General features: G+C 70.9%; 29 protein-coding genes and 3 pseudogenes. 17 read left to right on the top strand and 15 right to left on the bottom strand.

Annotated features, from left to right (window positions below):
- Window positions 1-15: 15 nt before the first annotated feature.
- Window positions 16-624, bottom strand: coding sequence for a CGNR zinc finger domain-containing protein (locus ACGFZP_RS31145; protein WP_392939403.1), 609 nt, complete (start codon window positions 622-624; stop codon window positions 16-18).
- 102 nt (window positions 625-726) lie between these two features.
- Here ACGFZP_RS31145 and ACGFZP_RS31150 point away from each other — a divergent pair, with 102 nt between their 5' ends.
- From ACGFZP_RS31150 to ACGFZP_RS31160, 3 genes are all read left to right on the top strand, one after another.
- Window positions 727-1,530 (top strand): MBL fold metallo-hydrolase, encoded by an 804-nt coding sequence (locus ACGFZP_RS31150; RefSeq protein WP_392939405.1) that lies wholly within the window; start codon window positions 727-729, stop codon window positions 1,528-1,530.
- Window positions 1,531-1,747: 217 nt separating this feature from the next.
- Complete coding sequence (locus tag ACGFZP_RS31155; protein WP_392939631.1) at window positions 1,748-2,221, top strand: GNAT family N-acetyltransferase; 474 nt, start codon at window positions 1,748-1,750, stop codon at window positions 2,219-2,221.
- Between the two features lie 169 nt (window positions 2,222-2,390).
- A complete protein-coding gene (locus tag ACGFZP_RS31160; protein ID WP_392939407.1) occupies window positions 2,391-3,503 on the top strand; it encodes a hypothetical protein in 1,113 nt (370 codons plus the stop codon).
- A 58-nt stretch (window positions 3,504-3,561) separates the two neighbouring features.
- Here ACGFZP_RS31160 and ACGFZP_RS31165 read toward each other — a convergent pair whose 3' ends face one another.
- From ACGFZP_RS31165 to ACGFZP_RS31190, 6 genes are all read right to left on the bottom strand, one after another.
- Window positions 3,562-4,743 (bottom strand): alpha/beta hydrolase family protein, encoded by a 1,182-nt coding sequence (locus tag ACGFZP_RS31165; RefSeq protein WP_392939409.1) that lies wholly within the window; start codon window positions 4,741-4,743, stop codon window positions 3,562-3,564.
- A 378-nt stretch (window positions 4,744-5,121) separates the two neighbouring features.
- Window positions 5,122-5,679, bottom strand: coding sequence for an SMI1/KNR4 family protein (locus tag ACGFZP_RS31170; protein WP_392939411.1), 558 nt, complete (start codon window positions 5,677-5,679; stop codon window positions 5,122-5,124).
- Between the two features lie 92 nt (window positions 5,680-5,771).
- Window positions 5,772-6,017 carry a DUF6000 family protein gene (locus tag ACGFZP_RS31175; protein WP_392939412.1) on the bottom strand — a complete coding sequence of 82 codons (246 nt, stop codon included), beginning with the start codon at window positions 6,015-6,017 and terminating at the stop codon, window positions 5,772-5,774.
- Window positions 6,018-6,756: 739 nt separating this feature from the next.
- Entirely contained in the window at window positions 6,757-8,448 is a 1,692-nt protein-coding gene (locus ACGFZP_RS31180) for a hypothetical protein (RefSeq protein ID WP_392939414.1), read from the bottom strand.
- Window positions 8,445-9,194, bottom strand: a complete 750-nt coding sequence (locus tag ACGFZP_RS31185) for an ABC transporter ATP-binding protein (RefSeq protein ID WP_392939415.1) — start codon at window positions 9,192-9,194, stop codon at window positions 8,445-8,447. Before ACGFZP_RS31185 ends, ACGFZP_RS31180 begins: the two co-directional genes overlap by 4 nt.
- Window positions 9,195-9,396: 202 nt before the next feature.
- Window positions 9,397-10,362, bottom strand: coding sequence for a DUF5937 family protein (locus ACGFZP_RS31190; protein WP_392939417.1), 966 nt, complete (start codon window positions 10,360-10,362; stop codon window positions 9,397-9,399).
- Window positions 10,363-10,439: 77 nt separating this feature from the next.
- Here ACGFZP_RS31190 and ACGFZP_RS31195 point away from each other — a divergent pair, with 77 nt between their 5' ends.
- The 4 genes and pseudogenes from ACGFZP_RS31195 to ACGFZP_RS31210 all read left to right on the top strand — a co-directional run bounded on the left by ACGFZP_RS31195 (window position 10,440) and on the right by ACGFZP_RS31210 (window position 13,369).
- Entirely contained in the window at window positions 10,440-11,294 is an 855-nt protein-coding gene (locus tag ACGFZP_RS31195) for an alpha/beta fold hydrolase (RefSeq protein ID WP_392939419.1), read from the top strand.
- Between the two features lie 386 nt (window positions 11,295-11,680).
- Window positions 11,681-11,874, top strand: a pseudogene (locus ACGFZP_RS31200) (multidrug ABC transporter permease); the annotation flags it as partial.
- A gap of 154 nt (window positions 11,875-12,028) precedes the next feature.
- Window positions 12,029-12,541, top strand: a complete 513-nt coding sequence (locus tag ACGFZP_RS31205; RefSeq protein ID WP_392939420.1) for a hypothetical protein — start codon at window positions 12,029-12,031, stop codon at window positions 12,539-12,541.
- 690 nt (window positions 12,542-13,231) lie between these two features.
- On the top strand, window positions 13,232-13,369 hold the full coding sequence (locus tag ACGFZP_RS31210) for a hypothetical protein (RefSeq protein ID WP_392939421.1): 138 nt from the start codon (window positions 13,232-13,234) through the stop codon (window positions 13,367-13,369).
- Between the two features lie 175 nt (window positions 13,370-13,544).
- Here ACGFZP_RS31210 and ACGFZP_RS31215 read toward each other — a convergent pair.
- A pseudogene (locus ACGFZP_RS31215) lies at window positions 13,545-14,280 on the bottom strand (IS5 family transposase); the annotation flags it as partial.
- 766 nt (window positions 14,281-15,046) lie between these two features.
- On the opposite strand from ACGFZP_RS31215, the gene ACGFZP_RS31220 reads away from it, so the two are divergent.
- A complete protein-coding gene (locus tag ACGFZP_RS31220; RefSeq protein ID WP_392939423.1) occupies window positions 15,047-15,217 on the top strand; it encodes a hypothetical protein in 171 nt (56 codons plus the stop codon).
- Between the two features lie 218 nt (window positions 15,218-15,435).
- Window positions 15,436-16,002, top strand: coding sequence for a Uma2 family endonuclease (locus ACGFZP_RS31225; RefSeq protein ID WP_392939425.1), 567 nt, complete (start codon window positions 15,436-15,438; stop codon window positions 16,000-16,002).
- A gap of 256 nt (window positions 16,003-16,258) precedes the next feature.
- Here ACGFZP_RS31225 and ACGFZP_RS31230 read toward each other — a convergent pair whose 3' ends face one another.
- From ACGFZP_RS31230 to ACGFZP_RS31240, 3 genes and pseudogenes are all read right to left on the bottom strand, one after another.
- The gene (locus ACGFZP_RS31230) at window positions 16,259-16,732 is read right to left on the bottom strand and encodes a hypothetical protein (RefSeq protein ID WP_392939633.1); all 474 of its coding nucleotides are present in this window, start codon (window positions 16,730-16,732) and stop codon (window positions 16,259-16,261) included.
- Window positions 16,733-16,827: 95 nt separating this feature from the next.
- Window positions 16,828-17,181, bottom strand: a complete 354-nt coding sequence (locus ACGFZP_RS31235; protein ID WP_392939636.1) for a hypothetical protein — start codon at window positions 17,179-17,181, stop codon at window positions 16,828-16,830.
- Window positions 17,165-17,305, bottom strand: a pseudogene (locus ACGFZP_RS31240) (tetratricopeptide repeat protein); the annotation flags it as partial. The pseudogene ACGFZP_RS31240 and the gene ACGFZP_RS31235, both read right to left, overlap by 17 nt.
- Between ACGFZP_RS31240 and ACGFZP_RS31245 the strand changes: the two are divergent.
- Complete coding sequence (locus ACGFZP_RS31245; protein ID WP_392939638.1) at window positions 17,237-17,842, top strand: hypothetical protein; 606 nt, start codon at window positions 17,237-17,239, stop codon at window positions 17,840-17,842. The pseudogene ACGFZP_RS31240 and the gene ACGFZP_RS31245 sit on opposite strands and share 69 nt — an antisense overlap.
- Here the strand turns inward: ACGFZP_RS31245 and ACGFZP_RS31250 are convergent.
- On the bottom strand, window positions 17,773-18,030 hold the full coding sequence (locus tag ACGFZP_RS31250) for a hypothetical protein (protein WP_392939426.1): 258 nt from the start codon (window positions 18,028-18,030) through the stop codon (window positions 17,773-17,775). The two genes, ACGFZP_RS31245 and ACGFZP_RS31250, sit on opposite strands and share 70 nt — an antisense overlap.
- Window positions 18,031-18,074: 44 nt before the next feature.
- The gene (locus ACGFZP_RS31255) at window positions 18,075-18,290 is read right to left on the bottom strand and encodes a hypothetical protein (protein WP_392939427.1); all 216 of its coding nucleotides are present in this window, start codon (window positions 18,288-18,290) and stop codon (window positions 18,075-18,077) included.
- A 228-nt stretch (window positions 18,291-18,518) separates the two neighbouring features.
- On the opposite strand from ACGFZP_RS31255, the gene ACGFZP_RS31260 reads away from it, so the two are divergent.
- Entirely contained in the window at window positions 18,519-19,325 is an 807-nt protein-coding gene (locus tag ACGFZP_RS31260) for an SMI1/KNR4 family protein (RefSeq protein WP_392939429.1), read from the top strand.
- 279 nt (window positions 19,326-19,604) lie between these two features.
- Complete coding sequence (locus tag ACGFZP_RS31265) at window positions 19,605-20,975, top strand: DUF4157 domain-containing protein (protein WP_392939431.1); 1,371 nt, start codon at window positions 19,605-19,607, stop codon at window positions 20,973-20,975.
- Between the two features lie 184 nt (window positions 20,976-21,159).
- Here the strand turns inward: ACGFZP_RS31265 and ACGFZP_RS31270 are convergent, their stop codons facing one another.
- The gene (locus ACGFZP_RS31270; RefSeq protein ID WP_392939433.1) at window positions 21,160-21,396 is read right to left on the bottom strand and encodes a hypothetical protein; all 237 of its coding nucleotides are present in this window, start codon (window positions 21,394-21,396) and stop codon (window positions 21,160-21,162) included.
- A 370-nt stretch (window positions 21,397-21,766) separates the two neighbouring features.
- On the opposite strand from ACGFZP_RS31270, the gene ACGFZP_RS31275 reads away from it, so the two are divergent.
- Window positions 21,767-22,345: a helix-turn-helix domain-containing protein gene (locus ACGFZP_RS31275; RefSeq protein ID WP_392939435.1), complete on the top strand. Its 579-nt coding sequence runs from the start codon at window positions 21,767-21,769 to the stop codon at window positions 22,343-22,345.
- A 28-nt stretch (window positions 22,346-22,373) separates the two neighbouring features.
- Here ACGFZP_RS31275 and ACGFZP_RS31280 read toward each other — a convergent pair whose 3' ends face one another.
- Window positions 22,374-22,583, bottom strand: a complete 210-nt coding sequence (locus ACGFZP_RS31280) for a hypothetical protein (RefSeq protein ID WP_392939436.1) — start codon at window positions 22,581-22,583, stop codon at window positions 22,374-22,376.
- 183 nt (window positions 22,584-22,766) lie between these two features.
- Here ACGFZP_RS31280 and ACGFZP_RS31285 point away from each other — a divergent pair, with 183 nt between their 5' ends.
- From ACGFZP_RS31285 to ACGFZP_RS31300, 4 genes are all read left to right on the top strand, one after another.
- Window positions 22,767-23,435: a hypothetical protein gene (locus ACGFZP_RS31285; protein WP_392939438.1), complete on the top strand. Its 669-nt coding sequence runs from the start codon at window positions 22,767-22,769 to the stop codon at window positions 23,433-23,435.
- Between the two features lie 210 nt (window positions 23,436-23,645).
- Complete coding sequence (locus tag ACGFZP_RS31290; RefSeq protein ID WP_392939440.1) at window positions 23,646-24,113, top strand: hypothetical protein; 468 nt, start codon at window positions 23,646-23,648, stop codon at window positions 24,111-24,113.
- A gap of 115 nt (window positions 24,114-24,228) precedes the next feature.
- Window positions 24,229-24,576, top strand: a complete 348-nt coding sequence (locus ACGFZP_RS31295) for a hypothetical protein (RefSeq protein WP_392939442.1) — start codon at window positions 24,229-24,231, stop codon at window positions 24,574-24,576.
- Between the two features lie 513 nt (window positions 24,577-25,089).
- Window positions 25,090-25,677 carry a hypothetical protein gene (locus ACGFZP_RS31300; protein WP_392939443.1) on the top strand — a complete coding sequence of 196 codons (588 nt, stop codon included), beginning with the start codon at window positions 25,090-25,092 and terminating at the stop codon, window positions 25,675-25,677.
- The last annotated feature ends 52 nt before the right edge of the window (window positions 25,678-25,729 follow it).

The raw sequence follows: 25,729 nt of genomic DNA on the forward strand, positions 1-25,729 counted from the left end.
CAGGGGTGTCCTGGATCAGGGGGCGGCGGGGGACTCGGCCCGGGTGCGCCGGGCGTAGGCGCGCGCGGCCCGGGCGCGGTCGCCGCAGCGGACCGAGCACCAGTGGCGGCGGCCGTGGCGCAGCAGGTACCGGTTGCAGGGCGCGGATCCGCAGGCGGTGAGGCGTTCGGCGTCCGGACCGGTGAGCAGGTCGGCGGCGTCGGAGGCGAGGACCGCGAGGGCGTGCTCGACGATCTGGGTGTTGGGGTGGGACGCGACGCGGAACGGGCCGTGGGTGTGGTCCCAGTGCAGCAGGGAGGCCGCGGGGGCGCGGGTGAGCGCGTCGTTGACGGCCGCGAGCGCCCCGGGCAGGGCCGGGAGGCCGCCGACCCGGGAGGCAAGCAGCGATCTGACCTCCTCGCGCAGCGACCGCAGCTGTGCGGTGCACATCTCCTGCAGGTCCACCTCGGCCGGGGCGAGGTCGTGCTCGATCAGCCACCGGTTGGCGGCGGCGGGGGTGCCCAGGAGGTCGGTGAACTGGCCGCCGGGCAGGGCCATGGCGCTGTTGGCGAAGTCGAGCGCAGGGTGCTGCTCCGCGCCGGGGGCGGGTGGCACGGCGGGCTCGGCGGGCTCGGTCTCCTTCATGGCTCTCATCTTAGTTCTCATGTTAAGGGTTGCCCCCAGCCGTGAGAAGCGGCTACCGTCTCTCACGGATGAACCGATCTCTATCCGTGAGGTGTTTCTTTCATGGCTCTTTCCACGGCCGACTCCAGCACGCCCGGTGAGCAGATTCCCGTCCGCGTCTTCGGCGGTCCGACGGCCCTCTTCGAGTACGGCGGCCTGCGGTTCCTGACCGACCCCACCTTCGACGCCCCCGGTGAATACCGGGTGCCGGCCCGCCCGATCCTGGCCAAGACCGCGCCGCCCTCGGGCAGCCCCGCGGACCTCGGCCGCGTCGACGCGGTCCTGCTCTCGCACGACGAGCACCCCGACAACCTCGACCGGTCCGGCCGGGCACTCCTCGCCGACGTGCCCCTCACCCTCACCACCCCCACCGGGGCGCAGCGCCTGGGGGGCGGGGCCAGGGGGCTGGCCGACTGGGAGGCGATCAAGCTGGACCGCCCCGGGGGCGGCACCGTCACCGTGACGGGCGTGCCCGCCCTGCACGGCCCCGGTGCGCGCGAAGCGGTCGAGCCGCTGACCGGCCAGGTCGTCGGCTTCGTCCTGACCGGGGACGGCCTGCCGACGGTCTACGTCAGTGGTGACAACGCCTCGCTCGACCTGGTCCGGCAGATCGCCGAGCGCTTCGGCCCGGTGGACACCGCCCTCCTCTTCGCCGGGGCGCCTCGGTTCCCCATCCTCTTCGACGGCGCGCTGATCGTGCTCGACAGCACCCAGGCCGCCGAGGCCGCCGCCATCCTCGGCGCCCGCCGGGTGGTTCCCGTCCACTACGACAGCTGGGCGCACTTCACCGAGGGCCGTGACGAGCTGGTGGCGGCGTTCACCGCCGCCGGGTTGGCCGACCGGCTGGACTTCGGCGACCAGGGCTGACGGAGCTGCCAGGTACTGGTCGGGTGTGGGCCGGGTGCCGGCCGGGTGTGGGTCTGCGCCCGGCCGACCCGGTCGGCCCCGTCGGCCCCGGCAGGTGCGTCCGAGTCGCCGTCGTCCGCGCGTGCCGGCACGCGGTCGGCGTCCGGTCGTCCAGGATGTCCTCATGTTCCATCGGATCGAAGTCCCTCACCCTGTCGATGCCGCGGCCGTGAGCAGAATGCAGCTGAGGGCGTGGATCCAGACCTACCCCAACGCGGCGGCGGGGATCGACGAGGCGTGGATCCGTGAGCACCGCGGCCCCACCGTCACCGCGGAGGGCATCGGCCAGTGGCGGGTGTTCATCGAGGAGGCCGGGCGGCAGCTGGATCAGCTCTACTGCCGGGTCGTCCGCTGCGACGACCGGATCGTCGGGGTCCTCTGCGGCCGCCGGGACGAGATGGTCACCCTCGGGCCGATGTACCTGCTGGACGAAGCCCAGGGCCAGGGCATCGGGCAGCGGCTGATGGACGGGTTCCTCGCCTGGGCGCAGGACACGCCGGTACGCCTCTGGGTCACCGAGTACAACGCGAGGGCGGTCCGCTTCTACCGGCACCACGGCTTCGAGCTCACCGGGGAGCGGGAGCTCTGGCGAGGCAGGTTGCCCAATGTGCGGATGGTCCGGGACGGCGTGTCGAACCATCGGATGATCTGACCGGATCCTCCTCTCGTCGGGCGTGCCTCGGGCTTTGACGCCGGGTCCCGTGAGCTTGGCGGGGTGCTTGGCGGTGCCTGTGCGTGTGCTGGTGCGGATGGAGGAGGGGCGCGTGGTGCGGGCGCGTGGCGCGGTCGGAGGGTGACGGGCCGCTGCTAAGAAGTGGCTCATGATGCGACGTGAACGCGGTTTTTCCCCCGCAGCGGTGGCCGTGGCGGGGACGACGGTCGGCGCGGTGGCGGTGCTGGTGCTGACGCAGGGTTCGACCTCCGCGAACGCGGCACTCGGCCCCGGGGAGCTGGCGAAGGCGACGCTGGTCCAGCTCACCAACCAGTCCGTGCCCGCGATCGGCATGGCCGGCTACACCGGTACCTACGGCAGGGCGGTGAGCACCACCGTCCCGGACGCCGACCCCGGGGACTTCTCCGATCCCGACGGCATGCTGCAGCGGATCACGATCAGCACGATGACGACCCGCACCGCCACCGACCCGGCCAAGTACTACGCGCAGGCCCAGCTGACCGCGCTGGAGGTGCTGTTGAACGAGAAGGGGCTGATCAGGCTGGCCCCGACGTCCGCGGGGTCGGTGGCCTCGCTCGACTCCTACGCGGAGTGCGTGCCGCCGCCGGTCGGCCCGTACGCCCTGGCGTACAACCGAACCGACAGCAGCCAGATCACCGTCCTCGGCAACAACGTCGGCCTGGGCACCACGGTCCTCCAGGTCACCGGGGCGGACTTCGGGGTGACGAACGTCGGGCCGAGCACGCTGACCGTGGTGGTGACACCGCACCAGGACCCTGCCGCGCAGGCCCGTCAGGCCACGGCCGAGGCCTGGTTGGACATCCATGTGTCCGGGGCCCTCAACGACGCCTCAGGACAGCCGCTCTACCAGGGCGACATCACCGCGCTGCGGTTGGGCGAGGTGGAGGTCGCCTGCCAGGCGCCTTCGCCGTCTCCGTCTCCGTCGCCTTCGCCGTCCCCGAGTCCCTCGCCCAGTCCGTCGCCGTCGCCTTCGCCCTCGTCGTCACCTTCCCCGTCGTCGTCGTCGCCGTCGCCTTCACCGACGTCGTCCTCGCCGACCCCGCCGACCCCGCCGACCACGAGCCCCTCGCCGAGCCGGACCAGCCCCGCGCCGGTGCCGTCCCCGAGCCCGTCGGGTGAGCTTCCCCCGACGGGCTCGCCCGGCGGATGGCGATGGCCGGCAGGTGCCGCCGGTGCTCTGCTGATCGCCGCCGGATGGGCCTGCATCTCCCTCACCCGCCGCTCGGGCCGACACTCATGACGGCTTCCTCGCAGTGGAGTTGACGGCTTCGGTCAGCTGCCTGCCGGCCGTTTGACCCTTAGGACTCGAAGCTGACCTCAGGGTGGTCCGCGGTCGGACCGTCGAGGATCGGCTGGTCGATGCCCTTCAGGTGCAGGTCGAAGAAGGCCGCGACATAGGACCGGGTGAGCTCCACCCCCCGCTTGGCGGAGACCGTGGTGCCGGGAGGGCTGGGGATGCCGAGCTTCTCGGCCAGCACCGGGACGTCGGTGAAGGAACTGTGGTTGGCGCCGGCGACGGTCAGCCACCGCTTCCAGCCGTCCAGGTGGGGCCAGCTCTCCGTCCAGCTGGGGTCCTCCTCGCCGTCCAGTGGGTGGCCGATCATCATGAACGGCTTGCCGTCGAGTCCGGTGGCGGGGACCTTGATGTCCATGGTGCCGTCGAGGTTCACCCCGGCCAGGATCCGGTCGTCGGTGAGGAGGGCCGGTACGGCCGCCGCGCCGCCGAGCGAGTGCCCGGCCATGCCGATCCGGTCGTCGTCGATCATGCGCGAGTAGCGCCAGGCCGGGTGGGGGTGGGCGGTCAGCTGGTCGATGACGAAGGACACGTCCTTCGCCCGGCTTGCGGGTACGGCCTCAGGACCTCCCTCCGGCATCCGGCCGCAGATCGCGCAGGTGAGCGTCCTACCGTCGGGGAAGGTGGTGCCGGTGTTCTCGTAGGTGTGGTCGACGAGCGCGACGACGTATCCACGGCTGGCCAGATCCTCGGCGAGACTGGTCAGTTCGGTGCGCGGCATGGTGAAGCCCGGGGACAGCACCACGAGCGGGAAGCGCCCGTGCGCGGGGCGCGCGGCGGACTTCGCCCAGGTCCGGGTGTCCGCGACCGCTGCGGTGGGGATCGTGTTGCCCGGAATCTTTCCGTCCAGCATGAGGCGGGCCGCCTCGGGAGTCATGTACGGGGCCGGCCCGCCCGTCCCTGCCTTTGCGGGGTAGTACATCGAGAGCATCAGCTGGCGCGGGCCCGCCGACGGCACCCATGGGTCGGGCCGGTCCTGGTCGACGAGGTGCAGGATCTCCCGGCCGACCGCGAACGGGCCCGTCGGGCGCGGTAGTTCGGCATGGATGCCTGCCGGCACGGGGGTCGCGGCGGCGGCCGCGGGCGTGGGCGTGGGCGCGGCCAGGGCTGGTGCGGCGGCGGCCACGGACAGGGGCAGGGCGAGCAGCAGGGTTGCCGCTGCGACTGTGCGACGGATTCCGGTCATGTCGAGGACCGTACGTGCAGAGGGCGGGAGTTGACGTCGCCTCAGGAACGTAAGGGTTCTGCCGGAGAGGGAGGCGGCAGCACGTCAGGGACGCCACGGGGTCATCCCCTAAGGAGGCCTGGGCGCGGCTATGCTCCGTCGACCGCCGCCCACACAGGGACGGTGCTGCGCAGGTTCTACGACTTGCACCGTGATGCCGGATCCGGGCCACTGCTCAACCCGTTCCCGCTGGACCTGGCGCGTCGTTCCAGCCGCGCGCACGCGCACCACAACCCGATGGAGGCCGGGGTGCCGGAGCGGACAGGCCGCTACCGGCCCTCGGTTCCGCGCCGGACTCCGGCCGGACCCGGCCCAACGGGACGAAGCGTTGGTGTTCCGCTATGCGCCGGAGGGTAGTCGGCTTGCTGCCTGGTCCCATGGCTGAGGCTCAACCAGGTCGTCCCTGTCAAAGGCGTCCTCCTCGAACCAGCCCGTCCCCGCGAGCCAGGTCTCCAGCCACGCTGCGAGGCTGGCGGAGTCGAGGAACCAACACTGATCCCACGATCCGCCGCTGTACGGGTTCGGCTCGAAGAGCAGGACCTGACCGTCCTCACTGAGACAATCAACGCCTGCGTACATGGCACAACCCCAGGTCAGGATCGGTACGACGCCTTCGGGCCACTCCGGGTGCTCCATGCCAACGGACGCCTCACGTCGCGTCAGGTACTCGCCGGCGACGCTGGAGCCCGGACCGAGCAGCGGCAGTAGTCGGTAGTCAGGGCCGAAGCCGCCGTCAGCGACTTCGCGGTACAGACGCGCAAGCAGGGGATGCAGCGCGAAGCCCAGTTGCCCCTCGGCCTCCGCAATCTGGGCATCGCCGACAGGCGCGGGAAGGTCCTCGTTGTCCGATGCGGCCCGGCCGGCGACGCGTTGCACGAGGTCATCAGTGTCGGTCATGACCGTGATGCTGGCAGAGCCCGCCGACATGCCGACGGCCAGGGCCGCCAAGTGGACTGCTGGGCGACAGGAAGTTCAGAGAGGACGAACAATCAATGCTCGTTCTCCAGCGCTGCGAAGAGTTCAGCGCACTCGCCGGCGAAGGAGCACAGCTGGTCCACGAACTGCCGAATACGCTGCGGATCCAGGCCCCTCTTGGGCGGAGCGTCGGTCCGCTGAAGCCACAAGCCATCTGCGGAAAGGAAGCGGGATGCGTGCTCGGTCCCGAGGGCGGCATCGAGGTGAAGCAGCGCGCCAAGAGCAAGGCCCTGGTCGTAGTCGAGGTCAGGCCGCAGCAAGTAGTGATCAGCCCGGACGAGCGGGAAGCCATGAGGAGTCCTTGTAATCGAGGAGCAGCGCCGCGGTGCGGCGAATCGCCCGGAGTGGGAGTACGCGTAACGAACTCGGTGAAGAACACTGCTTGCTTCAGCAGCGGAGATGGGGTGGTCGGATCCCGTGTCCGACTCCGGCCTTCATCGGCCCTCTCAACCGTCGATCAGTCCTCAACGGACTTGCTGATCGCGGTCCTTCGCAGGTCGCTTAGCCCTCGCCACTCCCTTTGTGTCGATTACAGACGCCGAACACGCTAGCGGAGGGTTCGGGAACCGCGCAACCTTGATCACGTCGATGCAGCGACCACGTCAGGGGAGCCGGGCGACCTTGCCCGCCTGGAGCTCCAGGCGTGGTACGTGCCTCATACGACCGCCCACGCCCCTCACCGCGAAGATCGTTTCTGCACCTCGTGCGGGCCGGACCGCAAGGGCGAGCCGGTCCGCTTCGGTCGGCTCGCCCGGGTCCGCCGGCGGATCGAAGCGGTCGTCGGCGCCGTCAAAAGCCGGCTCGGCCTGGAACAGCACGGCGCCCGCACCGGGGCCGGCGTCTTCGCCCGCACGGGGTCGACGGCCACTCGCCCTCGCTACCGCGATCCGGCACGGCCACTCGCCCTCGCTACCGCGATCCGGCACGGCCGGGCCACCGGCGCCACGATCGAGCGACCACACCTCGCCCACGACCACCGAGGTCCTCGGATTCGTTCCCCTACGGAGTGCTCCCCGGGCGGGCCTTGCTCATCTTCGCGGCCCTGGCCTGCGCCCAGCGCAGCAGCAGGACCGCAACCACGACCGCCATCAGGGCGGCCCTGCCGACCGGCACGATCGCCCCGCCGCGCAGCGCGGAGGAGAACATCGGCGTCAGCGCCGCCACCCCCACGGCGGGCCCGGCCGCGTACCAGGCGGCGAACAGCAGCGGGCCCGTCCCGCCGCCCGCCCCCTGGGCCGGGGAGAACATCAGGTCCTTGCGCAGCACCCCGCGGCAGGCGTTCACCAGCCCCGCCGCTACCAGGGCCGGTGCGGCAACCGGTGCGAGCCAGGCTGCCGGGCCCGCGCCCGCTGCGAGCAGCGCCCCGGCGCAGGCCAGCCCCAGCAGCACCCCGGCCAGCGTCGGAACGATTGCATGACGCAGCATCAGAGCGGCAAACGGATACGGTGACCAGGAGGCCCGCCGGACATCGTCCGTCTCGATCCGGGCCGGCTCCAGGAACTGTGCGACGGCCAGGTAGCCGAACACCAGCGAGACGGCGGTGGCCAGCCAGGCCAACCCGCCCGTGGCGCCGTGCGCGAGGACGGCGCAGAGCAGTGCGGGAACCGCCAGCGCCGCCGCGCGACCCAGCCGGGCGGGGGAGCGCAGCAGGGCGAGGGTGTCCCGCCACGGCACCACCAGCCAGGCCCGCCGGGGCGCCGGCAGCCGGACCCGGCGTTGCCGGGCGCTGCCGTTGGCGCTGTTCACCGCCAGCCGCGCGCTGCGCAGCTCGACCGTCCGGAGCGCGGCCAGCACCCCGGCGGCTGTCCTGGCCCGTTCCCGCAGCCGGGACAGTGGCACCGTCGAAGCGGCCCGGTCGGCGAGTACCAGGGCGGCACCGGTCGACGCCAGCAGGAGTGCGGCGGCCACCCAGCTGCCCGCCGAAGCGGCCGGGGTCGGCGCCAGTGCGGCGATCGCGGCCCAGCCCCACGGCCCCGACCACATTTCCACCAGCTCCAGCCAGTGCACCGGGTGACCGGCGACGGCCAGTGCGCTCTGCCCCGCCAGCGCGATGATCAACAGTGTGAGACACGGGGTGAGCCGGCGCACCCAGCGGGCGGCGCGGTCGCCGCGCTCCACCACCAACGCGGCGCAGGTTGCCAGAAGCGGCACGCAGAGCCCTCCGAGCAGGCACCAGCCGAGTGCGGCCGGCAGGCCGGCCCGGACGGTCAGCCCGAGCGCGACCATGCCGCCGACCGCCGCCACCAGGCCGGGGAACGCGGCCACGGTGCAGGACAGCCAGAACCACGGCCGGAGGACCGGGCGGGGCCGGACGGGGTGGACCAGCAGCCAGTCGGCCGCCGCCCGGGGTGGCACCACCGGGCCGCGCCACAGGCCGTCCCGGACCAGCAGGAGGAAGGTGAGCAGCCCGGCCGCGGTGATGCCGGCGGGCATTGCGGCGAGCAGGTCGCCGCCGTGGCCGGTGTAGTCGGCGCCCATGGACGCCTGCAGGAACAGGCCGAGGCTGGGTACGCCGCCCCAGATGATCAGGATGAGTATCACGCAGTAGACGGCGAAGCCGACCGACTTGGCGCGGTTGCGTCGGTGGGGGGCGCGCAGGGCGCGTAGCAGGGCGAGTGTCTCGTCGGTCCAGTCGTCGTCGTCCGTCCAGGCCTCGACGGCGGGGCCGGCCTCCGGGTGGGCGGTGGTCACCGGGCACCCGCCGAGTCCGCGGCGGTGCGGGCCGCGTACTCCGCCGCCAGTACCTTGCGGGTCGCGCCCTGCTTCAGGATCCTGCCGTCCTCCAGCACCACGACCCGGTCGGCCACGTCCAGGGCGAGGTCGGTATGGTGGGTGACGAGCAACACCCCGACACCGTCGGCCAGTTCTGCCCTGAGGAGGTCGGCGAGGTGTCGGCGGGCGTCTGGGTCCAGGCGCTGCTCGGGCTCGTCCAGCAGCAGCAGATCGCGCGGGCGCACCAGCGCGCAGGCCAGCAGCAGGGCCTGCATCTGCCCGGAGGAGAGGGCGGAGGGCAGTGCGTCGGCCCGGGCCGTGAGCATCCGGTCGGCCAGTACCCGGGAGACCCAGTCGGGCGCATCGGCGACCCCGTGCGCAACCGCGACCAGAAGCAGGTGCTCACGGACGGTCAGGTCGGGGTAACAGGCGACGGTGTCGCCGACCACCGCCACCCGGGCCCGGACCCGGGGATCGTTCTCGTCCATCGGGATGCCGTCGAAGAACACGGTGCCCTTGCTGGGTACGTCGCGTCCGGCCGCGACCCTGAGCAGGGTCGACTTGCCCGATCCGTTGTGTCCGAGCAGCGCCACGCACTCTCCGGCGGCCAGCGACAGGCTCACGGGGTGCAGCACCTCCCGCTCGCCGTACGAGCGGGTGGCGCCGGTCAGCTGCAGCAGGGGCCCGCGGGCTACGGCACGCGGTTCGGCGGAGTTCTTGGCCATGGGGGAGGGCGCCTCTCGACGGGGTGTCCTTGCCACAGTACCGATCCGTCCTCGGCCACCCGGGTGAGGGTGCACCGGCCCGGTTCCGGTGGGCACGCAGTGGGGCGGGACGGTGCCGGGCGAGGCCTCGGCGGTTACGGCGGGTTCGGAACGCGGTGGGCGGGGCAGCGGTGGAGGGGGTACGTGAGGGGTAGGGCCAGGGTCAGTCCGACGGCTGGGCCGTGAGCGCCGTGCCTGTCCGAGTGCGCAGGTGAACGGCTGTACGACCCGTGCGGGAGGTCGTCACCAGCCCGGCGCCGCGCAGCGCGCCGAGGTGCTGGGAGACTGCGCCGGGCGTGACGCCCAGGCGGGCGGCGAGGTCGGGGGTGCTCAGCGGTTCGCCGAGTTCGGCGAGCAGGGCGGCGCGGGTGCGGCCGAGGACGGCGGCGAGGCCAGCGGAGCTCGGCCGGGGCTGCTCCCAGAGCAGCCCGACACCGGAGGCCGGGTAGCGGATGGAGGCGGCAGCGCGGGGAGAGTAGTCGACGATGACGTTGGGCCAGCCGAAGACGGACGGCATCAGCACCAGCCCGTGCCCGCCTGCCTCGACCGTCCACACCGCGCCCGGGCGGCGGCGCCCGTGCACGACCAACTCGCCGTCCCGCCACACCACATCGGCGTGCAGTTGCGCGAAGAGTCCCTCCACCCCGCCGTCCACCAGCGCGACCGCCCGCCGGGCCAGGTCCGCCTCCAGCACCGCCCGCATCCGCCCCCAGTGCGGGGCCACCAGCCGGACGTGGCAGCGCGTCAGCGCATCGGCAACCCGTCCCAATAGCTCTGCCGGCCCCGGCAGTTCCCCGGCCCGGGCACCCAGCGCGGCAGCGCACTCAGCCGTGACGTACGCAGGGTCCGCCGCCCGCAGGCCCGCCAGCTCGGTGTCGAACGCCGGCAGGCGCTCCTGCGGCACCGGGAACAGGAACGACGGCAGGCAGCCTTCGAGCAGCGTCCGCAGCAACGGCAGCTCCGACTCCGCTGCCAGCACCGGCTGCGCCTCGCGTACCCACGACCGGTGCACCTCGTGCCCGCCGACGCCGAGCGCTGCCCGTACCCCGAGCACCGTTTCGGCCAGCGGCGACACTGCGAGCCGCACCCGGGCCACCTCGGCCGCCGAGAGCCGGATCTCCACCGCCACGCCCGCCCCACCCTCCGATCGTTTAGCTGTGGCTGAACGATAGCCGGACCCGGCCACCACCCCACAGGCTGCCCGCCATGGAGTTCATCACCTCGTACGACGGAACCACGCTCGCCTTCCGCACCCTCGGCGACGGCCCGCCGCTGCTCTGCCTCCCCGGCGGCCCCGGCCGCGCCGCCGAATACCTCGGCGACCTCGGCGGCCTGTCCGCTCACCGCACCCTGATCCTGCCCGACACCCGCGGCACCGGCGCCTCCGCGACGCCCGCCGACCCGGCCACCTACCGGGTCGACCGCCTGGTGGCCGACGTCGAGGCGCTGCGCCGCCACCTCGGCATGGACCGCGTCGACCTGCTCGGCCACTCCGCCGGCGGCAGCCTGGCCATGCTCTACGCCGCCGCCCACCCCGACCGCCTGACCAGCCTGACCCTGGTCGCCCCCTCCTACGCCGCCGTCGGACTGCCCTCCGACACGGGCGTGGAGAAGGTGATCGCCTCCCGCGCGGCCGAGCCCTGGCACACCGAGGCCGTGACGGCGCACCGGCACATGATGACCGCGAACACCTTTGCCGAGGCCGCGCCGTACCGCCTCGCCTTCGAGCCGCTGATGTACGGCCGCTGGGACGACGCCGCCCGCGCCCACGCCGCCGCCGACCCCGCCCAGCGAGCGCTCCCCGTCAGCGAGCACTACTACAAGGACTACACACCCGACACCGGGGAACTCCGGCGCCGCCTCGGCGCCCTGCCCTGCCCGGTGCTGCTCCTCGTCGGCGAGGTGGACCTGTGGCCCACCGCCGAGTCCGCCGCCGACGCCGCGTCACTCTTCCCCGAGGTGCGGCTCGCCGTCCAGCCGGGCGCCGGCCACTACCCCTGGCTGGACGACCCACAGGCGTTCACGGCAGCGGTAGAGGGCTTCCTCTCCAGGGCCGGCTGACAGCGCGTCCGAGCAGCGTGCCGCCACCCGCCACCACCGCCCTTCGAACAGCGACGGCCTGGGATGTTGTCGGACGTGCTGGACAACTGATGTCCGCCATCTCGGGCTCTGGCTCAACTTGTGGGCTCTGCCGTTGATTGAGGGGTCTTGGCTGATTGATCACGGTGATAGGAGGAGGCGACGGCGTAGGAGGCCGAAGTCGGCCTGGTCGTCGATCTGCCTCTTCAGCATCTTGATGCGGGTGACGTGTCCTTCAACCGCGCCGGAGCTCCAGGGCAGGGCCAGATCGGCGATGACGGCGTTCAGAGCCTGTTTCTAAGCATCTGGGCAGTATTTCCCCAGGCCAAGATTCGAACGGGGCTCCTTGCTCTCCGGCTCCAACGCCGCTCTACCCGGTCCGCCTGATGCCGGGCTGGCCCAGGCGGTCAGCCTGGCCAACCCGCTCAGCTACCAGGTCGACGCCCGGCGCGGGCTCCTGATCAGCACCCCCTCGCACCTACTGCTGGACCTCGGCGTCCTTACGCTGGCCACCGCCCTCGGCATCGCTTCCGCCTCCGCCTCCGCCCTCCTGGACCGCTGACCGGCCCCCTGGTGCGCCCATCGGGCGAGTGAGCGTCGTTCGTTGGAGTGGAACTCCGTGTCCGTCCGCGCGGGGCGCACGATCCGCCCACGAACGGTGCGCTCGGATACGGATCGGCCAACAGGCCCATCTCGTCACGACCCTGGAGCAACCCGTGCGACGACCCTTCTTCTTCAAGCAGCCCTTCCCTGTGGCTGTCGCCGCCCTGGTGGTCGGCGCGACTGCCGCGATGGGCGTGCCGGCACTGGCGGATAGTCAGGACCGGGCGGATGCCCACCGTTCGACCAGGGCGGCCGTCATTCCCAACCTCGTCATCGACAGCGTGGCGGCGCCGCTGGCGGGCGGCGCGATCTCGGACGTAGGTGTCCCCTACGCCACCAAGGCCACCTTCAAGGCCGCCAGGGGCAGCGACCCCGGTACCGCGTACGGTCTCTGCACGAAGATGGTCGCCGGTACGGATGCCGACAACGTCTACTGCACGCTCCAGCTCAGGTTCGACGAAGGCTCGGAGCTCGCCATCGCGGTGCTCGCGTCCGTTGCGCACGAGGGGGTCAGGCTCAAGGAGTTCACCGGCTCCGTCGTCGGTGGCACGCTCCGGTTCTCCGACTCCGCCGGCAACGCCAACTTCAGCGCCAACGAGGACGCCGGCTACGACCTCATGTTCTGAACCTTCCGCATCCGCCCGGGGCCGTCGACGGGCAACGCGGCGGCCTCAGATACGATCGGCCGACCAGGCCGGGTCGCGGCCGGTGAGGGCCAAGAGCTGGTCCTCGGCGTCCGCGCCCGGCGGCTCGGCGAACGGTGGGTCGAAGCGGCGCCCGTACACGTTGCGATCAACGCCTGCGGAAGCTCGACCATCCTCGTCCTGGGCGGCGGTCTGATGTCGGGTGCGATCGACAGGATCACGGGGCCTATGGCCGAGAGTGTCGCCAAGAAGACAGGCCTGCCGACTGCTGCCGTCGCCCGGGGGAGGAACTGGTTCTCCCGGTGGTTCTGAGTGTGATTGCCAAGCGCCGCAAGGGCTGAGGCTCTGCCTGCTCCCTCTTCCGTTCAGAGTGTCCGGGTTGGCCGGCGAGCACCCGAGCCCTGGTTCAGAGTTCGGGTCGGTTCGCGGCTGGCCGGGCAGCGTCCGGCTTGGCGGCGGGGGCGAGGCGGATGGTGTGTGGCTTCTGCATCCGGATGCGCATCTGCTTGGGCTTGCTGGGCGGCTCGACGGGGTGGGGTGCGGGGCGGCCGTGGAGGCCGGGTGAGGCGGCGGGTCATGAGCGTGATGAAGGTCCAAGTGAGGTGGGCCTCGCTGTGGGAGATGAGCCTCTCGTAGTCCCTAACGTTCCTGCGCGCTCTCATGATCCACGAGATGGCCCGTTCCACTCTCCACCTGACCGGGCTCACGCCGGCCCAGATCGAGATCGGCGTGCGGTGGCAGGCGATGGCCGCCGCGGACTGGCGCTCGCGGGTGGGCCAAGACGACAGCCCGGACGACGGGCAGGCCTGATTCCGATCGCTTCCGACCGTGGTGCACGGCCTGACAGGCGTCGGGGGCCGTGTCAGAGTGGACGGCGGCCGGTTCTTCCGGCCGGTGCGGGGGTGGGTCGGCGGACCGGCTTCGAGAACGATCAGTCCCGCTGGGCTTCGCGGGAGGCCGGCTGACCTGATCTGCGAGACTGCCGCTGGGTGATGCGCCTGGTCATCAGGGTGATTGCGGCCCAGGTGATCAGCGATTCGGAGTGCTGAACGAGCCGTTCGTAGTCGCGGGCGTGCCGGCGGGCGTGCATGACCCAGGCGTGCGACCGTTCGACCACCCAGCGGCGGGGCAGGACCCGAACCCCTTCGCCTCTTGGGCCGGCTGACCGTCTTGACCGTGAGGTTCAGGTACTTCTTCGCCCAGCCGACCAGCTGGCCCGCGTAGGCGGAGTCGGCCCAGACGATGGCGATCTCCGGGTGCATCAACCTGAGCCGGAACAGGACTTCCTTCGCGGCGTCGCGGTCGGTGACGTCGGCCGGGGTGACCATGACGAACAGCGGCAGACCCTTGGTGTCCACGACCAGGTGCCGCTTGCGCCCGTTGATCTTCTTCGCCGCATCGTAGCCGCGGGAGTCCTTGCCGACGGTCTCGGCGGCCTTCACCGACTGCGAGTCGATGATCGTGGCGACCGCGCCGGGGGCCCGGCCCATGTCGCGGCGGACCCGGGCGCGGAGCTGGTCACGGATCTGCCCGATGACGCCGGCCGCGGCCCAGCGGGCCATGAACCCGTAGCAGGTCCGCCAAGGCGGGAAGTCCTTCGGCAGCGCGCGCCACTTGCAGCTGGCGTCCACGACGTAGCGAATGGCGTCCACGATCTCGCGCCGCCGGTGCTTCTCCGGGCGCCCGCCCGTCCTCGTCTCGCAGGCCGGCGTGGGCAGCAGCTGCCGACCTTGTCGAACCTCTCGGTCTCCTGATCCATGTGGATCACACCACCAACTCGCAGGCAGGGACCGGCTGTTGGCCGTTTCAGGAACCGGCCCGCTTCCGGAAGCAGAGTCAGGCTGCCGGTGAGCTGATCACAACAACATGCCTGCGGATGAACAGATTTGACCGATTGGGAGCGCACTCGCCGTTCGCTCAACGGTCACTGTGACCGTTCGCCGAACGGTTCCCTCCGGGCCCGCCAGGCCCTCATCACGCACCGCCGCGAGCAGTACCGGGCGTTCGAACGCCGATCCACCCCGGCCACCCACCACACGTCGCACTTCGGGCACTCCACCCGGCCGGCCCCGCCCAGTTCGGCCGCCACCCGCTTCCGCGGCCGCTGGTCCACCCGCCACTGCCTGGAACGACACACCGCCGAGCAGTACAGCGTGCCCGGCGGTGCATCCGGCCTCAGCCGTACACCACAACCCTCGCGCCACCGCTCGCCAACCGGCCCGTCGTCCTCGGACACCAGCCCAGGCTGGGTAGGGCTCCAAGCTACCCAAAACGGGGGTTCAGACACAGGTACTCAGCTCGTGTTCGCGTCCGGCGGCGAGGGCGCGGTGGCCAGGGAGGTCGTCGCGCCGGACCGCTACGCCTACGGGCTGCGGCGCAACGAGACGCGGATGCTCGACGCCGCCCACTTCGGGAGGGCGCCGGGCAGAGCACCCAAAACCCTCGGTCCGCTACGCTCCCGGAATCGAGATAGGCATGGTGGTCTCCGTGGACGCACACACCCACTTCCACCTGCTCGACCGAGCCGGTGGGACCCACCCCCTGCTCGCCGGGCAGATCGAGCTCGAAGGGTCCCAGATCCTGCGCCTGGGCTGGGACCCCGGCGGGCGCGGGGAGGACACCGTGATCATGCCGACGGGGAAGTCCCCGCTCGGCTGACCTCCGCGGGCGCGGGGGGTGGTTTCGAAAGGAGTCGATGAATCGCGGGCTGCCCACGTCCTGCGGCGATGCCTAGTAACGTTACCGGGTGCGTTGGCTCCTCCCAACGCCTCTGCACGCCGGGGCAGGCCCGGTGCTGTGGCCGTGGCAGCCAGGCCGCAGCAACCTACTGTCGCTGGTCCGCTCTGAGGATTGAGATCCAAACAGGAGAGCAGCACGTGAGCACAGCGCATGCCGGCCCGGGTGACTACAGTCGGGTGCCGAACCCGGAGCAGGCCCTGAAGTATGCGATTCAGCATATTGCGGGTGACCGTGTCGAGATCGTCGAGGGAGTCATCACCCCCGTGTCACCGTCATGGGCTCACGAGAGCGCTGTCGATCTGATCCGCGAGCAGATCGGGCCCCGCATGCGCGAACTCGGCCTCCGCGCCGGCTCCGGGAACCTCGACCTGCCCGGCACGGAGAACTTCTACGTGCCGGACCTCGCGGTGGTACCCGCCGAGCTGGCGAAGACGGAGGGAGCCCTCCTCCCGGACCAGACCGTTCTCGTCGTCGAGGTGACATCACCTTCGAACGGTGAAACCGACAGAACCGCCAAACGGCGGCGCTACTCGCAGTTCGGCGCTCCCGTCTACCTCCTGGTCGACCGGCAGGAACGCACCTGCACCCTGTTCTCCCAACCGGGCCGGCTCGGCTACACGCGGGTCGAAGGACCCCACCCCTTCGGAACCTTCCTGCAACTCCCGGCCCCACTGAGCCTCGAACTCGATACAGCCGGCTTTTGAGCACAGCCGTCACACTCCCCTCCCCACGCCCGAAAGGACAGCAGGGGCGTGCCTGACAGCGACGGCCCCGCAGAGTGACCCCCGCCTGCGCGGGGAGGACCTCGGACAGACCGAGCTGCCCCGCCTCTGCGCGGCCGTCGTCGACCGGCCCACCTCCTTCGGCGGCAACATCATCGAGACCGGCGCCAGCTCCTAACGCCTCGCGCGGACCGGGGCCCAAGCAGAACGAGCCAACAGCTGGTCACCACAGGTCGGACTACCGCAGCGGCCCGCACTCATCGATGAATACTGTCGGCGCCGACAAGAACAGGTCGGCGTCAGCAGGGCCATAGGCGATGTTGAACGTGTCCAGCCAGTACGTCCAGTCCTGCATCCCGGCCGCACTGCTGAACCGGAAGTTCAGCTGCCAGCGGACCCACTCGCCCGGGTGGAGGCGCACTGCCGGAGGCCTTCGTGGCCGAGGGGGCAGGCCGAACAGCGGCTCCACCCGGGGAAGCACGCGCAGGCGACCATCGGCTTTGCGAAGGCCGATGTCGAGCTTGCGAAGCTCGTCCCAACTCTCGCGCGGCTCGAAGCCATCCCGTTCCTTCATGCGGACAACGTGCGCGAACGAAGGTGCGGTCTGCGGTACAGGGAACCCGACCGGGGCCGCGTTCCTACGCGCCGCAACCTCCCCGCCCCGGGACTGCTTCGTCCAGGACGTTCTGATCCACTGAACAGTGATCTCCAAACCAACCTCCGGCTGACGCCCGCGGGTTGCGGGAAGGACGGCTCGTACCAGTGGGCGTCGATGCCCTGCGCCGGCTGACCCCCACGCAGGCGGGGTCAGCCGTACGGCAGCGAGACGGCGGGGAGCAGGGTCCGGCTGATGTTGATGTGCGCGGTGGCGCCGCGCTCGCGGTCGTCGGGGCTCCAGGCGCGTACCTGGTCCAGCAGCGGATACTCCCGGGTGCCGGTGCCGGTGCCGGTGCCGGTGCCGGTGCCGGTGCCGGTGCCGGTGCCGGTGCTGGACCACTCCGTAGCGCAGCGGCCAGGCGGCGACCGCGACTGCGCCCGCGGTGCCGGCGCTGCGGCGGGCGGCGACGAGGTCTGCGAGCAGGGTGTCGGGGTGGTCGTGGCCGAGGGCGCGTTCGCTGTCGGCGAGGGCGCTCTCGTACAGGGGGATGGCGTGGGCCACATCGCGGGCGGACATGTAGGCGAGGGCGAGGTTGTTGCGGGAGATCAGGGTGCCGGGGTGGTCGTCGCCGAGGAGGCGTTCGCTGTCGGCGAGGGCACGCCGGAGGGCAGTGACGGCAGTGGTCAGCGCCCGCTGGTTCTCGCGGAAGGTGGCGGTGCGGTCGAGGACCCGGATGGTGTCGACGGTGTCGCGGTCTGGCGAATGCTTGCCGGTGAGGGCATCTGCGTGGGGGAGGAGTTCGCGGTAGCGGGGCCAGTTCGCGGGCAGCTCGGCACTGTCAGGGAGGGCTGTCGCGAGCAGGTGCGTCGCCCATACGCGGTCCCGATCGATGTCCTCGATCCGACGGTGGGGGTCGTGCTCGTCGGAGGTGCGGGCAAGGACCTGGACGAGGCGGTGGACGCTCAGGGTGCCGTCCCCGTTGTCGGTGATCATGTTGTAGGCGAGGAGTCGGCCGACCGCCTCGGTGAGCGCTGGCAGGCTTGCCTCCTTGGCGAGGGGGTCGAGGAGGTAGCGGGGTATGCGGTCGGGGGCGTACCAGGCGAGGACCCGCAGGATCCGTCCGGCGAGGGGCGTGTCGGTGAGGTGGTCCAGAGTCAGGCGCGGTGGAAGAACAGCATGGGCGCGGAGCGGTCGGCGGTCGCGTATCCGAGCGTCTTCCCGTAGTAGGGGTTGGTGCTGCCGAAGAGCACTGACGGCGTGCCGAAGGCCGAGATCACGCCGGGCCATGTCCGGTGTCGGGCGGCCCAGGTGTCGATCTCGGCAAGCATCGTGGCGTACTCCTCCGAGCTCAGCGCCCGGTCGAGCTTGAGCCATCCCTGCCGGTACGCGAACTCTGCGTAGACAGAGGCCATGCTTGCGTCGTGGGCAGTTGGCAGGAAGACCTCGAACGCCCCGGTCACGCCGGTCGGTGCCACGCCTCGCGCCACTCCAGGGCGCGCTTCTCCTCGTCCCATGCTCCCTGCTGACCCTCAACGAACAGAAGATGGTCCAGCGTCAGCCGGATGGCGAGCTCCCCACCCCACATCCCCGGCCGGCGGAGGACATCGTTGAGCTGGTCGACGAGGTAGGCGTGGATCTCGGCCGAGGAGACGAGCGGGTTGGTGGCAGGCATGCCGACAGTCTCCCCCGGGCGGAGTTTATGAGTGGGGGTGAGCAGGCCATGGCTGGCCCCCGATGGGGATCGCTTTCCGCTCTCAAGGTGATCGTTTCCCACTGCCGTCAGTCCCGCCCGCCCGAACCCCGTTGATCCTTTCCAGCGGGACTGACACGATCGCCAACGCGAAGGCCCGACAGATCGTCGGTGGCGTAGGTGATGAGGCCAGAGTTGAACTGGTCCGGAGTGCGTGAGCAGGTCTTGGCGCTGGGGAAGGCGCCGTTCCCCGAGAATGTCTTCGGTGCCCGCTGGCAAGGCTCCGGGCATCGCTTCCTACTCGATCCGCCGCTCACCGAGAGCGAGGTGGCGGAGGCCGAGGAAGAGCTCGACGTGTCCTTCCCCGCGGCCTATCGCAGATTCCTCCTGGAAGTGGGCGCAGGCGGGGCCGGCCCGCACTACGGGATCTTTCCCCTCCGGCGTGACGGACAGGGATGGCACTGGGATGAGGGCGGCGGCGGTCGCAGCGTCAACGCCCTCTTGACGCAGCCATTCCCGTCCGAGGCAGAACGCGCCCGCCCGCAGCATGATCGATGGCATACAGCCCGGACACCTCACCGCGCAGCAGCGCGACATCCACCGCCCAATCCGCCCGCCCGACCGGGCAGCGGGCAGCGCCGCCGCGCCGACCATAGCGCCGACGTCCACCACGAACCGCCGACGCTCCACCCCGCCGCGATGCCCGCCAACCCGCTGCGCGCCGCGCCGCTCGGCAGGCACCTCGAAGCCGAGCTCCTCCAACGGGACACCGAGCAGCGCCTCCAAGACCTCCTGCTGCCCCGGGTGCGGCAGCGGCGGATCCGAGGCCTCCCAGCGCCGAAGCTGACGCACACTCACCGCCGCCTGAACGGCGAGCTCCACGGCCATTGCAGCGAACGCGACGACGAACCCCTCCTGCGTCACCGCCGCCGCGGGGCCCTGGCGCCAGCCGACAAGCCGTGGGGTTTCCTGGAGTGGGTGCAGCGCTGGCAGTCCGGCGAGGGGTGGTGGGACTGAGATCGGTATCCGGCCGATGCCGGGCGGGTGGGCGAAGGCCCCCGGCTCCCGCGAGGAACCCGAGAACATGCGTACTGTTTCTTCTGTGGCACGGTGAGTTACCGGAGACTCATGCCCGACCGCGAAAGCACCACTCCACGCCGATGTCAGCGCCGACACCCACGGGTGTGCGACAGTGGTCGAGTTGGCAGCAGGCCATCGGTTGGAATTGGGATGCGCAGGTGTGACGTCCGCAGGGCATCCTGAGCGAGGGCAGTATCTCGAAACCGGAGGTAGCCGGTGGAGCACAAGCGTGTGCGTCGAGTGCCGGTCGGCAAGGACCCCGCACCGGTCCCGGAGTCGGTCCGTAGGGTTCTGGAATCCGCCGGTCAGCCCCTTGACGATGCCGTGCGGGCGACCGTCGAGCGTCGATTTGGCCGGGACTTCAGCGGAATTCGCGTCCACGCCGACGCTGACGCCGCAGAGTCGGCACGGGAGGTTGGCGCGCATGCCTACACGGTCGGCGAACACATCGCCTTCGGTGCGAATCGCTACGACCCTGCGACCGTTGAGGGCCGCCGACTGCTCGCTCACGAAATCGCCCACGCCGTGCAGCAGGGCCGAGGTGGTGCGGTCGCCCCACCCGAACCGGGCTCGGCCCTGGACCGCGTTGCCGACCGGGCGGCCGCGGAGTTCTCGACCGGTACCGGCCCGGTGACCGTGGCAGGAAGCAGCGCGCCGAGTCTCGCGCGTCAGGTCGACCCGACTCACGGATCAGTGACGCCCGCTGAGCCGACCGAGGCATCGGAGGAGTACCGGAAGGGCTACGAGCACGGTCTGAGCGGGCAGCAGAAGGTCGTGGCTGCAAGGCCGGGAATGGACGACTACAACCGCGGCTACGTCAAGGGGCTCGACGCGCGGTTGAGAGACGCCGACAGCAAGAAGAACTGGCGGGTCGTCGCGGAAGTGCTCAACGCGTTCAACACCGATGACATCCTCGCACGGCTCACCCAACGGAGCGTCCAGGACCTGATGGCGATCGAGGGCGGAGCCTGGGACAACACCCGGGTGGGCAAGAACTCGCAGATCGCCCTGCTCACCCACGACCTCGTGGCCGCGGTCCATCCTCAGGCGTACAGCCCCGGCGAGGTGTTCCCGAACAACTTCGGTGACAAGCTCGGCGGGGTCGGCGCGGTGGTGGTGGGAGCCGCAGTCGGCGCGCTGGCGTTGCGGCTCGCCGCGCCGTTGCTGATGAACTACTGGCGGCAGATCACCCTCGGTTCCGGGCTCGCGAAGATCGCCGCCGAATCCGAGAAGGAGGAAGCGGAAATCGCCGGGATGGATCTCGAGGCGGCCGTCCAACGGCTGATGAACGATCCTGGCGGCCGGATCCTCGTGACCTACCAGAGCGGCTCGCCCGCAGCCGACCGGGAACTGTATCTGACCTCCCAAGAAGGCGCCCAGTACGCCGAAGCGGTCGCCCAGGGCCGCAACCTCTATCAACTGCGGATCCCTGAACGGATGTTCCAGCTGCTGGAGCGACGCCAGCTGGTCGAAGTGCGGCAGGGTTCGATGGGTAACCAGGTCGGTGTGGACATCCGGATCTCGGAGGGAGCGATGCGGTTCCTCAGCCGGTACATCAAGCAGATTCCGATCAAGGACCAGCCTTGAGGAGAGCGCCAAGCCTCTCCGGATCGGCCGCGCCGTTCGGCTCGGCAGTGAGGTCGTGGTAGGTCGCGGAGCCGCCGGTACTTACTTGATCAGCGGGGCCGTGTGCGGGCGGTACGAGCGCACGGGGCCGGGCGGCGTGCCCTCAGACCCCTGGCGCCGAGGGCACGCCGTCTGTTCCACCAGTTCAGCGGATGAGGGTTCGCAGGACGGGGATGCTGACGCCGGCGCTGGTGGTCCCCGCGATGACGGCGGCAGCGACTGGGACACCGGTGAACGTGGTCAGGCCGCCGATGACGAAGCCGATCACGATCGCGGTGAGCAGGACGACGGTGGTGTGCAGGGACAGGAAGGGCTCCTGGTCAGTCATCAGGTCAGCCGTGGTGGGCGTGGTGGGCTCCTGTGGGTTCTGAGTGGTGGTCATGCCTCGACTTTGAGCCAGAGAGGGGCTTTGGCCAACAGCGAAGAAACGGATCCGGACTGGTGGACGCGCCATCTGCGCTGGTTGGGCAACTCCGCTACTGTTTCCCCTCTCCACCACAAGCCCGTGACCGGGCGGTTTCTAATTCTCGTGGCCTACGTCGTACGGCCCTTCTTTAAGTGATGGGGGTTCGGGAGCCGGTGGTTCAGCCTCGGACCTGACCCGCCGCCGGCCGGGCCGTCGCGATCCGGGACGCCATCAAGGCCACGCTCGCCGCCGACGAGGACATCGAGGCCGCGATCGAGCGGGCCAGCCCGGCGGTCGCCGAAGCCGCCACCGGCCCGGCCGACGAGGCGGGGCCAGGACATCCTGCATGGACACCGGGGCTCCACGCGGTGGTGGACCCCACCACCTCACCAACGAACTCGGGAGGCTGATCACGGACTCGGGTGGCCCCTCGCAGCGCACACTGTTGCGGAAGGGCGTCGGCAAGGTCTGCAAGAGGTCAACCCTCAGCCGGGTCCTGCGCGGTCAGCGGCCGAAGCGCGAGGTGGTCAAGGCGATCGCGAGGGCTTGCGGGCAGTCCGAGGAGGCGATCGACGAGTGGGGAAAGGCTTGGGACCGGGTCTACGACGGTCGCCGGCCACCCATCGGTCCGCCACCGAACCGCAAGGACCGGGGTCATCCACTCCTGCTTGGCGGCAACCCTTGGGTCGGCCGTGACCCGGTGGCGGTGCCCGCACTCGGAGCAGCGGATCTCGGCGGTCTCCCCGGTCCAGCCGGGCCCGGCCGGGTCGGTCGGGTGCTCGGAGGAGTCGGGCTGTGCGGTCAGCGTGCAGTCGGGGCAGCGGAAGTACAGGTCCATCGGGCTCGGGTACGGCAGCACGGGGTCTCCTCGGTCGGTGGTCGCGGGTCAGATCCTGCCGGTCGGCGGGGGCTCGCCGTCTGCTGAATCAGCAGTTGCGGCGGGCCGCTTCCGGTTACGACCGGATGGCCTGGGCTCGCTCGTCGTCGCTGAGGTCGCACAGGGCGAGGACGGCGGCGTGCTCGTCGGCGTCGAGGCCGAACGGGCGGGCGCCCTCGGCCTCGTAGCCGAGCCACAGGCGGTGCTGGCCCTCGGCCCAGGCACGCAGCAGCACCCTGGGCCGGCGCGGCGTGAGCCAGTCCCGGGCCTGCCGGGAGGACTCCAACCCTCAACCGCACCGGATCGCACTGCGGCCTGCGGCTCCGGCACTGTCATCACGCCATCGATTCGATCTTGGTGACAGTTTGCGTGTCGAAGTGAACACCTATCGTGGCTCGGCGCAACCGGTTGGCGGGCGGCGGGGTAGCTGACGTTTGATCACTCGAACAAATTGTCGAATACTGAGTCTATGACCTCAGCCGTGCCGCTCTCCCGCCCCCGGTATCCCGACGCGCAGCCGGGGGACGCCGAGCGGGCGCCGCGGGAGCTGATGACGCTGCCCGGCCCCTCCCGGGACGTGCGCAGGTGGCGCCTGGTGGAGGTCCGGCTCGGCGGCCGGTGGCGGCCCGGGCTGCTCGCGGTGTGGCGCCGTCCGCCCGGCAGCCCGCGCTGGGTGGTCCACGTGCGCTGGGGCGACGACGCGGCCGCATCCGACGGCCAGGCCTGGGGCTGGTACCTCTACTCGGAGCAGACGGTGCGCCCGCTGCCCGAGCCCGCCGGCCCGGCGCCGGTTGCCGGGCCGTACTTCGGCCGGTGGCGGGACGCCGCCGCGGTGCCGGCCGAGATGGCCGGCGCTCCCGATCCGGGAGGCGGCGACCGGTGCTGGCGGCTGGCCTGGGTCCGCACCGGGGGCCGGTGGTGCTCCGGGCTGGTCACAGCCCTGCGCCGCCCGGGTCCCGGTCCGTGGATCGCGCACGTGCGCTGGGGTGAGGGCGCGCAGGACGCCGCCTGGGTGGTCGCCGACGTGGCAGTCCTGCAGCCCGTGCCCCCGGACACCGCGCCCGCCCGCACCGACGGGCCGACCCCGGCCGCCGCCGTGCCCGCCGGCGACCCCGCTGCCGGCTGGGTGGCCCGATGAGTGCGCTCGCCGCCGTCCACGACCAGGCGGCCGCCGAGCGTGCCGAGCGCCTGGCCGACCTGCTGGAGGCGACCAGCCCGGCCGGCCTCCACCTCCGCCGGCAACCTGGTCGGACTGGTCCGCGGCCGACGGGACGCCTCCCGCAGCCCCTCGAAGCCACCCGCGGCGTGCGAAGTCCCAGGCCGCTTCCGATGACTCATCCGCGCGGGCATGGTCTCGCCGATCCGATCAGCAGCAAAGGGTCATCCCGCTCACCCCACTCCCCAGGCCATCCATCCATCAAGGAACCGAGGAGCCGGAGCAACACTGACCAGATTCAGATTCAGAGAGCTTCATCACCTGCAGGTGCTGCGGCACAGCGGCATCCTCGACCGGATCTCCGGCACGGTCGTGGGCGTGCCGCGCGGCATCGGTGGACTCGAACCCGGTGCGTCCCCGGCCCTGGCCGAGATCGTCCTCGACGTCCTCGGCGATCGCGACGTCCCGGTCCTGGGCAACGTCGAGTTCGGGCACGCCGGCCCGAACCTGCCGATGCCGGTCGGCGTCCGCGTCGGCCTCGACGCGCAGCAGCGGACGCTGTCGCGGCTGAGCCGAAGGTCGGCCAGCTGGAGGGTCCTTCTTCGGGTTTCGATTACAGTGCGTTGCGGAGCGACTTCGGTACGAGTACGAACCATGTAGAAGCGTGAGATGTTGTTCTTGGACGCACTAAAAGGCGTTGGTCATTCAATCACAGGGAGTTGCTATGTCTCCGAGGAGATCTGACGACGTTCAGCCGTCGCAGACGACGTCGAACGTGCAGACAGTGCAGCCGGCGGTGAAGCAGTCGACGAGCCTGACGGTGGAAACGACCAAGGGAAGGCTTCAGACCTTTTCCGCGAGAGCCAAATGCCGTCTGACCAGCAAGGGCAAGCCGCTGCCCTTCGAGGACATCGACTGGTACGTCGGCAATTTCGGTGAGTACCTCACCACGACGCAGACCGACGACCATGGAATCGCCGTCATGGAGGAGGGAAGTTTCAACGATTTCGGGACCTCCATCTCCGGGGAGTTCTCCGGCATCTCCGCCAAGTACCAGGGCGGCGACCAGTACCTCTCCTCCGAAGCCCGCGGACGCATCGTCCCGATCTTCAGCATCTTCTGACAGTGAGCCGACCTGCGGGTGCCTTCGAGACCTGAGGGCGCCCGCCCCTCCTTGCCGGTCTGCGCCACGCCACATTCTCGGCAGCGTCCACTGCGCGGGCGACGCCGCCCGCCCGAGGCGCCCGCCGCCTCCCCCGTATGACCGGCGTCCATGCCCGGACCGCCGGCCACGAACGCCCCGCCGCCCTCCCGGTCGGGGCGCGACCGCTCGACGGGGTGCCCCGCGCCGGGAGCCGCCCGCCCCGAAGAGGGCTTCTCGGTCAGGGGGCGTTCCGGAGATCGCATGGTGCGGCTGCGAGCGAGTTTGGCTCGTGCAACGGTGCGTGCCGTGCCGCCCCGGTGGGAGGCGCGGTTCGCCGGCTCTCCCTCGGGCGGCCCCACCAGCGGGCAGCCCGGATCGATCTGCCTGAAGCGGGTTCCGCCCTCATCAGGCACTCCCCCTTGCGGACGCTTCCCGTCCAGGCGGCCACAGTGCGGCGACGGCGGTCCGCTTTCTCAACGTGAAGGAAAAGGCATGAACAAGCGCGCGTCAGTCGGTGCCGTCCTGGGCGCCACCCTTCTGGCCACCGCGGCCGCCGTCCACCCCGCGGCGGCGGCCGGGAACCTCATCGCGAACGGCACCTTCTCCAAGCCGACCGCCCCCGCGGGAGGCTATGTGGAGTTCGACGCCGGAGAGGACATCGGTGGTGCCTGGCTGGTCAGCGGGCCGAACAAGAAGTCCGGGGTGACGCTCTACAGCACCGGCCTGACCCGGTACACCTACCAGGCGGTCGACATCGGGGCGGGGGCCATCTCCCAGGACTTCGACGTGGACAGGGGCGCGGTGGTCGACGTCACCTGGAGGCACGCCCGCAACACCGACCCCGCGTGCGCCACTGCGATGGGTGAACAGGACTACGGCGTCCAGGTGTTCAGCACCGGCTCAGTCCCCGTGGACGCCTCCTTCACACCCAACGGCACCCGCTTCACCCCCGTCGGCAACCAGAGATTCATCGCCAACGACGAGCACTACACCCTGGAATTCACCGGCCGCTCCCCCGGGGGATGCGGCCCGGAGATCACCGAAGTCGTGGCCAAAGTCATCGGCTACGTCGGCCACTGACCCAGCCGGCCCCTGTAGTTGCTCCTCTCCATTGGGGACGGCCACAGGGGCC

Origin of the sequence: Kitasatospora sp. NPDC048239, from assembly GCF_043202015.1 — a bacterium.
Classification (GTDB): domain Bacteria; phylum Actinomycetota; class Actinomycetes; order Streptomycetales; family Streptomycetaceae; genus Kitasatospora.